The organism is Thauera humireducens, from assembly GCF_001051995.2.
Lineage (GTDB): Bacteria > Pseudomonadota > Gammaproteobacteria > Burkholderiales > Rhodocyclaceae > Thauera > Thauera humireducens.
On sequence record NZ_CP014646.1, the window covers coordinates 673,901 to 687,321 of the forward strand.

At 67.3% G+C, this 13,421-nt stretch carries 12 protein-coding genes; 7 read left to right on the forward strand and 5 right to left on the reverse strand.

The features are described from left to right. Positions 1 to 27: 27 nt before the first annotated feature. Positions 28 to 402, forward strand: coding sequence for a YkgJ family cysteine cluster protein (locus AC731_RS03195; protein WP_004253451.1), 375 nt, complete (start codon positions 28 to 30; stop codon positions 400 to 402). Positions 403 to 423: 21 nt separating this feature from the next. On the opposite strand, the gene AC731_RS03200 is transcribed toward AC731_RS03195, so the two are convergent. Then, positions 424 to 1,332 carry an ATP adenylyltransferase family protein gene (locus AC731_RS03200; protein WP_004253455.1) on the reverse strand — a complete coding sequence of 303 codons (909 nt, stop codon included), beginning with the start codon at positions 1,330 to 1,332 and terminating at the stop codon, positions 424 to 426. A gap of 96 nt (positions 1,333 to 1,428) precedes the next feature. On the opposite strand from AC731_RS03200, the gene AC731_RS03205 reads away from it, so the two are divergent. Then, positions 1,429 to 1,653 (forward strand): RNA-binding S4 domain-containing protein, encoded by a 225-nt coding sequence (locus AC731_RS03205; RefSeq protein ID WP_048710540.1) that lies wholly within the window; start codon positions 1,429 to 1,431, stop codon positions 1,651 to 1,653. Between the two features lie 26 nt (positions 1,654 to 1,679). Here AC731_RS03205 and AC731_RS03210 read toward each other — a convergent pair whose 3' ends face one another. From AC731_RS03210 to AC731_RS03220, 3 genes are all read right to left on the reverse strand, one after another. Continuing rightward, the gene (locus AC731_RS03210; protein ID WP_205626655.1) at positions 1,680 to 3,380 is read right to left on the reverse strand and encodes an NAD-binding protein; all 1,701 of its coding nucleotides are present in this window, start codon (positions 3,378 to 3,380) and stop codon (positions 1,680 to 1,682) included. A 62-nt stretch (positions 3,381 to 3,442) separates the two neighbouring features. After that, positions 3,443 to 3,826, reverse strand: coding sequence for a DUF6394 family protein (locus AC731_RS03215; protein ID WP_048709201.1), 384 nt, complete (start codon positions 3,824 to 3,826; stop codon positions 3,443 to 3,445). Positions 3,827 to 3,901: 75 nt separating this feature from the next. Then, positions 3,902 to 4,300 (reverse strand): YchJ family protein, encoded by a 399-nt coding sequence (locus AC731_RS03220; protein ID WP_048709202.1) that lies wholly within the window; start codon positions 4,298 to 4,300, stop codon positions 3,902 to 3,904. A gap of 280 nt (positions 4,301 to 4,580) precedes the next feature. Between AC731_RS03220 and acnB the strand changes: the two genes are divergently transcribed. The 3 genes from acnB (at position 4,581) to AC731_RS03235 (ending at position 10,504) form a co-directional block, all read left to right on the forward strand. Further along, positions 4,581 to 7,178: a bifunctional aconitate hydratase 2/2-methylisocitrate dehydratase gene (gene acnB / locus AC731_RS03225; RefSeq protein WP_004253469.1), complete on the forward strand. Its 2,598-nt coding sequence runs from the start codon at positions 4,581 to 4,583 to the stop codon at positions 7,176 to 7,178. Between the two features lie 179 nt (positions 7,179 to 7,357). Continuing rightward, positions 7,358 to 9,673, forward strand: a complete 2,316-nt coding sequence (locus AC731_RS03230) for a diguanylate cyclase (RefSeq protein WP_048709204.1) — start codon at positions 7,358 to 7,360, stop codon at positions 9,671 to 9,673. A gap of 18 nt (positions 9,674 to 9,691) precedes the next feature. Beyond that, positions 9,692 to 10,504, forward strand: a complete 813-nt coding sequence (locus tag AC731_RS03235; RefSeq protein WP_048709206.1) for an ABC transporter substrate-binding protein — start codon at positions 9,692 to 9,694, stop codon at positions 10,502 to 10,504. 25 nt (positions 10,505 to 10,529) lie between these two features. On the opposite strand, the gene AC731_RS03240 is transcribed toward AC731_RS03235, so the two are convergent. After that, positions 10,530 to 11,552 carry an LLM class flavin-dependent oxidoreductase gene (locus AC731_RS03240; RefSeq protein WP_048709207.1) on the reverse strand — a complete coding sequence of 341 codons (1,023 nt, stop codon included), beginning with the start codon at positions 11,550 to 11,552 and terminating at the stop codon, positions 10,530 to 10,532. A gap of 61 nt (positions 11,553 to 11,613) precedes the next feature. Here AC731_RS03240 and AC731_RS03245 point away from each other — a divergent pair, with 61 nt between their 5' ends. Next, a complete protein-coding gene (locus AC731_RS03245; protein WP_048709208.1) occupies positions 11,614 to 12,519 on the forward strand; it encodes an ATP-grasp domain-containing protein in 906 nt (301 codons plus the stop codon). A gap of 109 nt (positions 12,520 to 12,628) precedes the next feature. After that, positions 12,629 to 13,420 carry an ABC transporter substrate-binding protein gene (locus tag AC731_RS03250; protein WP_048709209.1) on the forward strand — a complete coding sequence of 264 codons (792 nt, stop codon included), beginning with the start codon at positions 12,629 to 12,631 and terminating at the stop codon, positions 13,418 to 13,420. Position 13,421 lies beyond the last annotated feature (1 nt).

The following is a 13,421-nucleotide window of genomic DNA, read 5'->3' on the forward strand; positions in this document are numbered from 1 at the left end:
TCCTGCAACCTGCTCCAGAAAGCGCTCATGGAAGACCCGAATCCCTGCATCAGTTGTGGCATCTGCTGCACCCACTTCCGTATCTCCTTCTACTGGGCCGAGGCAGACGACGCACCCGGGGGATTCGTGCCCGCAGGCATGACCGAGAAGCTCAACCACACGATGCGCTGCATGAAGGGAAGCAACGAGGTGCCGCGCCGCTGTTCGGCGCTGTCGGGCAAGGTGGGCGAGCAGGTTGCGTGCACCATCTACGAGAACCGTCCCACGCCCTGTCGCGAGTTCCCGGTGTATTTCGAGGATGGCTCGCCCAATCCGAAATGTGACGAACTGCGCGCGACGATCGGCTTGCCGCCGCTGCCCCGTTCTCCGCTGCCCAACGCGCCGCTGCCGCAGGCCGCCTGAGCGTCGCCCGTCTGCCCACCTTCAGCGCGGATAGCCGACCGCACGCAACACCGCCAGCGGACCCTCGGCGCGCAATCTCTCGATCTGCGCCGGGCTGCGCACGAACAGCGATCCGGCGTAGCCCAGCGCGTTCACCGAGACGTCCTGCCATTTCTCGAACTGGCGGGGCACGACCAGAAGCCACTGGCGGCTTGCCAGCAGGTTGTAGGGTGGCATCGGGTTGGCGTTCGATGGCAGCGAGAGGGCGCGGCAGGCGCTTTCGAAGGTCAGCTGCAGCTGCCTGCCCGCCTGCGGCGCGTCGCACCAGTCGATGTCGGCCAGGCTCATGAAGGCGTGCTGCCAAGGCAGTTCTGCCCTGGTCTGCGCCTCGGCGGTCTGCTGGCTGTCCAGTCCGCTGCTGAAGGTCGCAAAACCATCGTCAGCGCGCAGGGCTGCTTCGGGTACCCACTGCAGATGCTTGTGCGGCTGGCTTGCGCCGGCGACGCTGCCGCCGTTGTAGAAACCGAGCCCCCCTTGTGCGGCGAGCACGGTCGCCAGGGCGCGAAAATCATCCTTCGTCAGCGGCGCCGTCTGCGCCTCGAACGCCCGTGTCACGATCAGCAGGTGATGGTCGATCACCGGAAACTTGTTGAGCACGACGAAGTGCTGCGCGCCCAGTCGGCTGACCGTCAGTGCGGGCTCGGGGGGCAGGAAGGGATTGAAGTCCGGCCGCCGGCGGGTGACCGTGTCCACGCGGGCGCGATCCTTGAGGGCAAGCGAGGACACCCAGCGAACCGAGAAACTGAAGCCACGATCGGTGAGTGTCGTGCTTTCGGTTTCGATCGGCTGCAGTGCGCCGGTGGCCAGCGCATTGCGGATCGTCTTCTCGGAGAGGTCGAGCAGCGCGTTGCTGCGGCAGTCGAGCGGGGCGGTAGCGGAGAAGCTGTTCATGGGCAGGCGGAACGGGCGACAATTCCCGGATTCTGACATGGCCACGCCCGTACGCATCGCATGCGGGTGGTGGCCGAACCCTTTGCGGAGCGCTTCATGAGCATTTCCTTTGCCGTTCGCGGCGATCACATCCAGCTCGATCAACTGCTCAAGGCCGTCGGCCTGGTGGGCTCGGGCGGTGCCGCACATGCGATGGTCGAGGCGGGCGAGGTGCGGGTCGATGGGCAGGTCGAAAGCCGCAAGCGCGCCAAGCTGCGTCCGGGTCAGCGTGTCCAGTTCGGCGGCGAGGAGATCGTGCTCGTCGCCGGCGACGGCGCCTGAGGGAAAACGGCGCGAGATCGACGCCGTCAGGGCAGGAGCGGTTTCATGGGGCGGCGGCTGTCGCGTGACAGCCGTTCCCAGATCCATCCGCCGGGCAGCTCCTTGCCGGTGACGAGATACTCGAGGGTGTGCTCGTTGGCGAGGTTGAGCGCCAGATCGTTCCGCGCGTGCCGGGTGCCGGCGAGCAGCAGCTCGTCGCCCGCTCGCAGCACCGTGCTGCCCGCGGGCATCAGGAGGTGATCGTCGTCATCGCGGTCCAGGTAGAGGACCTCGCAATCGAGCGCGCTGCTGCGGTCGGTGGGCGAACGCAGCAAGGTGTCGAGCGTCAGGTGCTCGCCCTGCATCAGGCGCCTGTGCAGGGCGGGTGACCGGGCCAGATTCACGCGCTCGCTCCACACCTCGGGCACGGTCCAGCCCAGGCGGCCGGCCAGGCGTTCGAGCTGGGCCGCGCACCAGGTTTCGTCGCGCAGGCGCACTTCGCGCAGGAAGGGGGCGAGCAAGGGCGTGCCGAGGATCGCGAGGCATTCGTGGGCGATGATCTCGCTCGGCAGCACGGTGATGTCGGACTCGAAGGCGTCGAACAGCGCCTGGTTGGCGGACTGGTTCTGGCGCAGGATCACGAACAGGCCGGGGTTCAGTTCGCGCGCGGTCACCGCGATCGACAGGTTGTCGACGTCGGAGCTTGTCCCGGCGACGATGCCGGTTGCCTGCAGCACGCCGGCTTCGCGGAGGGCGTCGGCGCCCGTGCCGTCGCCATGTATCCAGCGATGGGTGCCGTCGGGCAGCGGGTTGCGGTCGATGATCGTCACCGGCAGGTCCTCGGCGTCCATCGCGTCGACCATCGAGCGGCCGAAACGCCCATGGCCGCAGACGATCCAGTGGCCGCGGGGCGGATCGCGCCGGCGCTCTACGGTGCTGCCGGGCAGGCCGGCGAGCCAGCGGAGCATTTGCGAGGCGGCCGGGGCATGCAGGGCGAGGGCGAGCGTTTCACCGAAGCGCTCGAAGGGGTTGATGATGTGGCGGGTGCCGAAGGACGCCATGTTGGCGGCGGTTTCCCGGTGCTCCGCGCGGCACAGTGCCGGCAGCTTCGGCGCCAGCAGGCGGGCGGCGATCGCGATGGCGAGGTTGGTGGCGTCCTGGTTTGTCAGGGCGATCACGCCTGCGCAGTGCGGGTGCGTCAGGCCAGCGTACTTCAGTGTCTCCGGGCTGGATGCGTCGGCGCACAGCGCCGGCACGTCGGCGGAGAAGCTGTGCAACTCGATCTCGCCAACCCTGGCTTCGTCGATCTCGATCACCACCGAGCGCAGCCCCATGCGCTCGAGCGCGCTGCAGATCAGGCGGCCGGTCTCGCCGTAGCCGCACACTAGGTAGAAGGGTTCCCGCAGCCGGCGCACGGCGCGCACGAAGCGCTGTGTGGCGATGGCCTGCTGCAGGCTGCGGTCGGAGAGCAGGCTGAACACCGAGCCGAGGGTATAGGCCCAGCCCACGACCGACAGGTAGATGCTGACGACGACCCAGAGGCGCTGCTCGTCGGAGAAGCTGTAGGGGATCTCGCCGAAGCCGATCGTGGTGGCGGTGTAGCTGATGAAGTAGAAGGCGTGGAAGAAGCTGAGGTACTGCACGTTGCCATGCTCGTCCTGGCCGGGCGCGAGCGTCAGCCCGAGCACGGATACCGACATCAGCACGATCAGCAGGATCAGCGGCGCGCGCAGGCGGCGCAGGATCATGAGGAAGATGCTGTGGTGGCGGGGCAGGGCTTGCACGTCGGGGCCTTGTCGCGCGGCGGGGCTCAGCGGCGCTGCATGATCGTCTCGGCGATAAGGATGATCACCGAGACGATGTTGGCGAACAGCGCACCGCCTGAGAGCGAGACGATCCTGGACACCATCTCGGGACTCAGCCCCGCAGCCGAGACGTGTGCGGCATAACCCCACACCATGGCGGCTGCGATCAACTGCAGGTCGGCCACCAGGCTCGTCGAGAGGTGCACTGCGCCGATCTGCGTGCGGTCGCCGAACTTGAGCACGGTTGCGATCAGGCTGACGACCAGGGCGGCGAACAGCTCATACACATCGTGGTGTGCCGGGTTGTCGATGTCGCCGACGAAGAAGCCGAAGTTCAGCGTGGCGGCAAGGACGATGAAGAAACCGAAGATGACTTTTTCGAGGTTCATGGCCTGGGTGTCCTCGGCGTGCAGCGCAGATGGGCGGTCGATGATCGGATTATGCGCGTGCCCACAGCGCTTGCGTCAGTCGTGGATGATGCCGTCGACGTAGTACCAGCGGCCGTCCTGCCGCAGGAAGCGGCTGGTCTCGTGGAGGCGGTGGGCGCGGCCGCCGACACGGTAGCGCGCGACGAACTCGACCTCCGCGGCGGGCGGTTCGCGACCGGCGATGGTGGCCGTTCGGCGGACCTCGAGCCCGATCCATTTCGGACGGGGCTCCTCGTCGAGCTCGAGGTTCGCCGGGCGCGTGTCCGGGTGCCAGGTGGCGAGCAGGTAGTCGCCGCGCTGCAGCACGAACGCCGTGTAGCGCGAGCGCATCAGTGTTCTTGCGTCGCCGGCGGGCGTCTGGCCAGCGATGATCGGTCCGCAACAGGCTTCGAGGGGGTGGCCGGAGCCGCAGGGGCAGGATGAGGCTGGTTTCATGAGATTAGGGTGGGGTGAGATGGGGTACGGGCACGTTGCCCGCACAAGGTGCGATGGTTCGTGCGCAGTATGCTTCCGGTCACATCCCGAAACGATACGCGCGTGTGACGAACCTGCACGCTGCAGGAGTAGAATTCAAAAGATTTTTTGCGCCCGCTTCCTTCGCGCGGGTGTTGCACTGCACCGCAAGTCTTATAAAAGACATATAATTCTTTCCGATTCGCGCGGGCGATCCCCGTGCGGAGCCCTGAACACCGCCACGAAAAGTGAGGAAGTCGCCGTGCTTGAAGCCTACCGTGCCCATGTCGCCGAACGTGCCGCCCTCGGCATCCCGCCGCTGCCGCTGAGCAAGCAGCAGGTCACCGAGCTGGTCGCTCTGCTGAAGAACCCCCCCGCTGGCGAGGAGGCTTTCCTCGTCGAGTTGCTGACCTATCGCGTGCCCGCCGGCGTGGACGACGCCGCCAAGGTCAAGGCCGAGTTCCTGGCCAAGGTCGCCAAGGGCGAAGAAGCCTGTGCCCTGGTGTCGCGCGCCAAGGCCACCGAGCTGCTCGGCACCATGCTGGGCGGCTTCAACATCAAGCCGATGATCGACCTGCTCGCCGACGCCGAAGTCGGTGCGGTCGCGGCTGAGGGCCTGAAGAAGACCCTGCTGATGTTCGACTACTTCCACGATGTCAAGGAACTGGCCGCTGCCGGCAACGCCAACGCCAAGGCCGTCATGCAGTCGTGGGCCGACGCCGAGTGGTTCACCAGCCGCCCGGAAGTCCCGGCTTCGCAGAAGCTGACCGTGTTCAAGGTCACCGGCGAGACCAACACCGACGACCTGTCGCCCGCGCCGGACGCCTGGTCGCGCCCCGACATCCCGCTGCACGCGCTGGCCATGCTCAAGAACCCGCGCCCGGGCATCGAGCCGGAAGAAGCCGGCGTGCGCGGCCCGGTCAAGTTCCTCGAAGACCTGCGTGCCAAGGGCAACCTGGTCGCCTACGTCGGTGACGTGGTCGGTACCGGTTCGTCGCGCAAGTCCGCCACCAACTCGGTGCTGTGGTTCACCGGCGAGGACATCCCCTTCGTCCCGAACAAGCGCTTCGGCGGCGTGTGCCTGGGCTCCAAGATCGCCCCGATCTTCTTCAACACCATGGAAGACGCCGGCGCGCTGCCGATCGAGATCGACGCCGGTCAGATGGACATGGGCGACGAGATCGAGCTCAAGGTCGATCACGCCTCCGGCAAGGTCACCGCGCTCAAGAACGGCGCCGTGATCGCCGAATCGCAGCTCAAGACCCTGGTGATCCTCGACGAAGTGCGCGCCGGTGGCCGCATCCCGCTGATCATTGGCCGTGGCCTCACCACCAAGGCGCGCGAAGCGCTGGGCCTGCCGCCCTCGACCCTGTTCCGCCTGCCGCAGGCGCCCGCCGACTCCGGCAAGGGCTTCTCGCTGGCGCAGAAGATGGTCGGCCGCGCCTGCGGCATGCCGGAAGGCCAGGGCATCCGTCCGGGCACCTACTGCGAGCCCAAGATGACCACCGTCGGCTCGCAGGACACCACCGGCCCGATGACCCGTGACGAACTGAAAGACCTCGCCTGCCTCGGCTTCTCCGCCGATCTGGTGATGCAGTCCTTCTGCCACACCGCCGCCTACCCGAAGCTGGTCGACGTCAAGATGCACCGCGAGCTGCCGAGCTTCATCAGCACCCGCGGCGGCGTGTCCCTGCGTCCGGGCGACGGCGTCATCCACTCCTGGCTCAACCGCCTGCTGCTGCCCGATACCGTCGGCACCGGCGGCGACAGCCATACCCGCTTCCCGATCGGCATCTCCTTCCCGGCCGGCTCCGGCCTGGTGGCCTTTGCCGCCGCGACCGGCGTCATGCCGCTCGACATGCCGGAATCGGTGCTGGTGCGCTTCAAGGGCACGATGCAGCCGGGCGTCACCCTGCGCGATCTGGTCAACGCCATTCCGCTGTATGCGATCAAGGCCGGCCTGCTGACCGTCGAGAAGAAGGGCAAGAAGAACGTCTTCTCCGGCCGCATCCTCGAGATCGAAGGCTTGCCGGACCTGAAGGTCGAACAGGCTTTCGAGCTCACCGACGCCTCGGCCGAGCGCTCCGCCGCCGGCTGCACGGTCCACCTCAACAAGGCGCCGATCGTCGAGTACATGAACTCGAACATCACGCTGATGAAGTGGATGATCGCCAACGGCTACGAAGACAAGCGCACCCTGGGCCGCCGCATCAAGGCCATGGAAGAGTGGATCGCCAACGGCGAACTGCTGAAGGGCGATGCCGACGCCGAGTACGCTGCGGTGATCGAGATCGACCTCGCCGACATCAAGGAGCCGATCGTTGCCTGCCCGAACGATCCGGACGACGTGAAGCTGCTGTCCGAAGTCGCCGGCGACAAGATCGATGAAGTCTTCATCGGCTCGTGCATGACCAACATCGGTCACTTCCGCGCCGCGGGCAAGGTGCTGGACGGCAAGTCCGACATCCCGACCCGCCTGTGGATCGCCCCGCCCACCAAGATGGACGCGATGATCCTCAACGAGGAAGGCTACTACGGCGTGCTTGGCAAGTCCGGCGCCCGCATGGAGATGCCGGGCTGCTCGCTGTGCATGGGCAACCAGGCGCAGATCCGCAAGGGCAGTACCGCGATGTCGACCTCGACGCGCAACTTCCCGAACCGCCTCGGCATCGACACCCGCGTCTATCTGGGTTCCGCCGAGCTGGCTGCGGTGTGCGCGCTGATGGGCAAGATCCCGACCGTGGCCGAGTACATGGCGCAGGTGGAAGTGGTGAACAAGAAGGCCGCCGACATCTACCGCTACATGAACTTCGACCAGATCGAGGAGTTCCGCAGTGTGGCGGACACCGTGACGGTCTGATCCCAGCCTGACCGGTCCGGCTCGACCGGACCCCGACGACGCCCCCGGTGCGCATCGTGCGCCCGGGGGCGTTGTCTTTTCTGCATCCACCGAACCCGATTGAGCGGTGTCACGGGCGCCGGTAACGGCTGGACGTGAGGCCATCGTTTATCATTCGGAAAAAATGACGACGCCCCTCCGTGGGCGCCCACGATCCCTTGCTCTCCAAGCTCCTGCTCTACCACCGTCGCACCGATGTGGTGCTTCCTCTCCCGCGTAGTGCCCTGTGGCGCGCCCTTGCCGGCTGGATGGCCATCCTGCTCTGCCTGGGCGTGTATTGGTTCGAGTTGAGCCAGACGCACCAGTCTCAGCTCGACGAGGTCGAGGCCAATGTCAGGTTGCGTGCGGAGCAGACGGTGCACGCGCTGGCGCTGCAGGTCAGCACCATGATCGAGAAGCTGGATTACCTGACGCTGCAGCTCGGGGAAAGCTGGCTGGCGGAGGACGAGCGGACGTTCCGCCGCACCGTCGCCGTCGCGCAGGGGGCCTTGCCCGAGGGCGCCGTGGTGCAGGTCGCAATCGCCGACGAACGCGGAGAGATCCTCTTTTCCAGCCTCGTGCCCGCGGGCGCCACCGCCGCGGCGACGAAAGTCTCGATCGCGGACCGGCCGCATTTCGCGGTACACCTCAAGCGCGTCGAGCCGGCCTTGCACATCAGTCATCCGGTCCTCGGACGCATATCGGGCCAATGGACCGTGCAGCTGTCGCGGCCCGTGCTCCGCGATGGGCAGATCAGGGGGGTGATCGTCGTCTCGGTGTCGGCGGAACACCTGTCGCAGGCCCTGCGCGAGATCTTCCCCGACCCGGCGGATGTCGCCTTGCTGTTGCGTGAGGACGGCGCCTACATCGCGCGTTCGCATCTGCTCGAGGGCGTGCTGGGAAAGAAGGTGCCGGACGACCGTAGCTTCCTGCAGGACCGCGCGATACGGCATGGCTTCTACGACGTCGTCGCACCCGTCGACGGCGTGGAGCGCTATTACGCATGGCGCCGGGTGCCGGACCGGCCGCTCGTCGTCAGCCTCGGTCTCAGCAAGTCGGTGGCGATGGCGACGGTGCGCGATTCGGTGCGGAGCAGCGGACTGTACAACCTCCTCACCACTGTGGCGCTGCTGCTCGCGGCGCAGTGGATCACGCGGTTGTTCCTGCTGAAGAGCCGTCAGACCGCAGCCTTGGCGGAAGCCCGGGAGCGACTCGACTTCGCCCTCCAGGGGGGCGGACTCGGTGCCTGGGACTGGAACTGCGTGACCGGCGAGAACCGCTGTAACGCACAGTGGGCGAGGATACTCGGCTATGCGCCCGGCGAGGCCGCGCCCAATTTCGCGACCTGGTACACCAACATCCACCCCGGCGACCGCGATCGGGTGCATGCGGCGCTCGATGCTCACCTGCGAGGCGAGACCCGTCAGTACCACGCTACCTACCGCATGCTGCGCCGCGACGGCGAGACGATCTGGGTGCTCGACCGCGGGCGGGTGGTGGCAAGGGATGAGAGCGGGATGCCCTTGCGCGCCGCCGGTACTCTGGCGGACATCACCGAGCGCCACGCCGTCGAGCTTGCGCTGGATGCCGAACGGCTGCGGCTGACCACGCTGCTGCAACGCTTCCCCGGGGGCGTGCTGATGGAAGACGCGACGGGAAGGGTGACGATCGTCAATCGCGGCATGTGCGAACTGCTGGGCCTCGGCGACGATCCGGATGCGCTGCAGGGCCTGACGCACGAGGCGCTGTGTGCCCGGATCGGACCGCAGCGGGCCGCCTGGCTGCACGTTCCCGATGCCCGCCGCGACGGCGAGCGCCGGCGCTCGGTCGAGCTCACTGATGGCGACGGTCGTACGTTCGAGATCGACTGGGTGCCGATCATGCGCGACGACGCCCAACTCGGGCGAGTCTGGCTGGTGCGCGACGTATCCGACCGCAAGCAACGGGAGACGATGCTGGCGACGCTGGCCTCGACCGATGCGCTGACCGCGTTGCCCAACCGGCGCAGCTTCATGAGCAGCCTGGAGGCGGCGACCGCGGCGCTGCGCAGCAACCCCGGGCGCCAGGGGGTGCTACTGATGATCGACATCGACTATTTCAAGCGCGTCAACGACACCTACGGCCATGCTGCGGGGGACCGGGTGCTGTGCCATGTCGCCAGCCTCATCCGCAATGGGCTGCGCCAGCAGGACGTGGCCGCCCGGCTGGGCGGGGAGGAGTTCTCGGCGCTGCTTCTCGCCGTGGGACTGGAGGATGCCCGCCTGCTCGCCGATCGGTTGCGTGCGCGCATCGCAGAATCGTCGGCGGAGATTGGCGAGGGGGGCGAGGACGGCGTGACGGTCACCGTCAGCATCGGTCTCGCTGCGCTCAGTTCGGCCGGCGCCGAAGCGGTGCTGAAACAGGCCGATCACGCCCTCTACGCGGCCAAGGCCGGCGGCCGCAACCAGGTCCGGGTGTATGCCGGCGAACAGACTTGACACACAGAAACTCAGCACATGACTACCGCTCGCCTTCCTTCACGCATCGTCTGCCTGACCACCGAGACCGTCGAGGTTCTCTACGCCCTCGGCGAGGAGGATCGAATTGCCGGCATCAGCGGCTACACCGTGATTCCGCCCCGCGCGCGCAAGGAGAAGCCGAAGGTGTTCGCGTTCTCCAGTGGTGACCTGGAGAAGATCCTCGCGGTCGAACCGGATCTGGTGCTGGGCTTTTCGGACATGCAGGCCGACGTCGCGCGTGACCTCATCAAGGCCGGCGTGACGGTGCATGTGTTCAACCAGCGCAGCATCGAGAGCATCCTGGCCATGATCGAGACGATCGGCCGCCTGGTCGGCGCGGCGCAGCGTGCGCTGGACCTGGTGGCGGAGTTGGAGGCGACGATGGATGCGGCGCGCGCGCGGGCCGCTGCGCTGCCGCGGCGGCCGCGGGTGTATTTCGAGGAGTGGGACGAGCCGCCGATCAGTGCGGTGGGCTGGGTGTCGGAGCTGATCGCGATCGCCGGCGGCGAGGACGTGTTTGCCGAGCGTGCGCGTCATCCGGGTGCAGCGCAGCGCATTCTCGCCGATCCGCTGGAAGCGGCGCGGCGGGCGCCGGACATCGTCATCGGTTCATGGTGCGGCAAGCGCTTCCGGCCGGAACGGGTCGCTGCGCGGGCGGGGTGGGAAAGCGTCCCCGCCGTGCGCGACGGCGAGTTGCACGAGGTGAAGTCGGCGCTGATCCTGGCGCCGGGGCCGGTGGCGATTCGCGAGGGGCTGCCGGCGCTGGCGGAGATCTTCGCGCGCTGGGCGGCGCGTCAACCCGCGTCCTGAGCGCTCGCGCCGGCAGCCGGGCGCGTCAGCTGGCGGTCCCCGCGAGCCCCCAGGCGTCGGCGACCAGCGCGAACGACTTCAGTCGGGCTGCGTGTTCGAAGATCTGCGCCGTCAGGATCAGCTCATCGGCGCCGGTTTGCGCGATCAGCGCCTGCAGTTGGCTGCGTACTGTGGTCGGCGCGCCGACCGCCGAGCAGGCGAGCGATTCGTCGGCGAAGGCGAGTTCGGCCGCCGTCCAGTCGGTTTCGACGAAGGCCTCGGGCGGTGGCAGCTGGCCGCGCACGCCACGGGCCATGGCGGCAAAGCGCAGTCGCAGCGAGCCCATCAGGTGCTGTGCTTCGGCGTCGCTGTCGGCGGCGATGGCGTTGGCGGCGACCGCGACGTAGGGCCGATCGAGGGCTTCGGATGGCTGGAAACGGCTGCGGTAGAGCTCGATGGCGCGGTCGAGGAAACGCGGCGCGAAATGGGACGCGAAGGCGAAGGGCAGGCCGAGATGGGCAGCGAGTTCCGCGCTGTAGAGGCTGGAGCCGAGCAGCCAGATCGGCACCGGCAATCCGGCACCGGGCACGGCCTGCACCGCCTGGTTCGGCTGCACTGGCCTGAAGTAGGACTGCAGCTCGATCACGTCTTGCGGGAAGCTGTCGTCGCTGCCCATGCGGTTGCGGCGCAGCGCGCGGGCGGTGAGCTGATCGGTTCCGGGCGCGCGCCCCAGTCCGAGATCGATGCGACCGGGAAACAGGGATTCGAGGGTGCCGAACTGCTCGGCGATCACCAGCGGCGCGTGATTGGGCAGCATGATGCCGCCTGCCCCGACGCGGATGCGTTGGGTCGCGCCGGCCACGTGGCCGATGACGACTGCGGTGGCCGCGCTGGCGATGCCAGTCATGTTGTGATGCTCCGCGAGCCAGTAGCGGGTGTAGCCGCTACGGTCGGCGAGCTGGGCCAGTTCGCGCGTGTTGCGCAGCGCATCGGCCGGCGTGCTGCCGGCGGTGATGGGCGCCAGATCGAGGATCGAGAGCGGAACGGAGGTCGGGGGCGGTGTGGGCATGGGCGAGGGCCTGCAGGAGTCTTGCTAGAATCGCGGCCCCCGATTACGCCACAGGCCGCCCATGCATGCAAAGCCGATCGACGTCGTGATCCTGACCGAGGATCGCTACGTTCACCCTGACCTCGACGACTGGTACCAGGCCCAGATCGCGCGCGAGGAGGGCCTCGTCGCGGCCGCGCTCGAGGCGCACGGCCTTCGGGTGGAGCGCCGGGCCTGGTCCGATGGCGACATGGACTGGACGCAATGTCGCGGCGTCCTGTTCCGCTCGACCTGGGACTACTTCGACCGCTTCACCGAATTCGCGCCGTGGCTCGAGCGCGTTTCGGGCGCGACACGACTCTTCAACGACGCGCCCCTGATCCGCTGGAACGTGGACAAGCACTATCTCGCCGAGCTCGCTGCGCGAGGCGTGCCGATCGTGCCGACCCGCTTCGTCGAGCGGGGCGATGCCGTATCGCTGGCTGCGATCATGGAGGCCGAGGGCTGGGACGAGATCGTGTTCAAGCCCGCGGTTTCGGGCGCTGCGCGCCTCACGTTCCGCGCGAACCGGGCCTCGCTGGCGCAGCACGAGCCCGTGTTCGCACGCTGCGTGGCCGACGAGGCGATGATGGTGCAGCGTTTCGAACCGGCGATCGTGAATGAGGGCGAACTGTCATTGATCGTCATCGCCGGCCGCGCGACGCATGCGATCCGCAAGACGGCGCGCGCGGGCGACTTTCGCGTGCAGGACGACCATGGCGGTACCGTGCACCCGCATGCGCCGGATGCGGCGCAGTGCGCCTTTGCCGAGGCGGCGGTGGCGGCATGCCCGGCGCTGCCGCTGTATGCGCGCGTGGATTTCGTTCGCGCACAAGCCGGCGGCTACCGCTTGATGGAACTCGAACTGGTCGAGCCCGAGCTGTTCTTTCGCTTCCACCCTCCGGCCGCCGACGCCCTTGCGCAGGAGCTGGCGGAAAAGCTGCGTTGAATCAATGGTTTTTGCGCATTGCAACATGGCCCGCTGTGGTGAAATCCGCAAGCAGCCCGGCGGGGACAGCGGTTAGAATGCCGCGATAAACAAAGATGAAGGACTCCACATGATTCGACGCACACTGATGCTCGCCGCGCTGGCCCTGGCCGCCCAGGGCGCGATGGCAAAGGACTGGAGCACCATCCGTTTCGCGACCGAAGGGGCATACCCCCCGTTCAACACGGTCGATACCAGCGGCGCGGTCCAGGGCCTGGACGTGGATATCGCCAACGCCCTGTGCGAGGAGATGAACGCCAAGTGCGTGTGGGTCAAGCAGGAGTGGGACGGCATGATTCCCGCGCTGCTGAGCCGCAAGTTCGACGCGATCTCGGCCTCGATGTCGATCACCGAGGAGCGCAAGAAGCGCGTCGACTTCACCGACAAGTATTACGCGACCCCGCTCGCGCTGGTGGCGAAGAAGGGCAGTCGCCTGCTGCCCGAGCTGAACCTGATCAAGGGCAAGCGCATCGGTGTGCAGCGTGGCACCGTGGCCGACAGCTTCGCGACCCGTTTCTGGGCCGAGCAAGGCGTGACGATCGTGCGCTATGCACGCCAGGAAGAGGCCTACCTCGACCTCTCCGCCGGCCGTATCGACGCGGCCTGGGCGGACGCACTGGTCGCCGACGGTGGTTTCCTGAAACAGCTTGCGGGTGCCGACTACGAGTTCGCCGGTGGCCTTTACCACGGCCGCAACGCGGACGAGAAGGGCGTGATCGGCGAAGGCGTGGGCATCGCGCTGCGCAAGCAGGATGCCGAGCTCAAGGACAAGCTCAACAAGGCGCTGGCGGCGATCCGCGCCAATGGCAAGTACGACGAGATCCGCAAGAAGTACTTCGACTACGACATCTACGGCGAGTGAT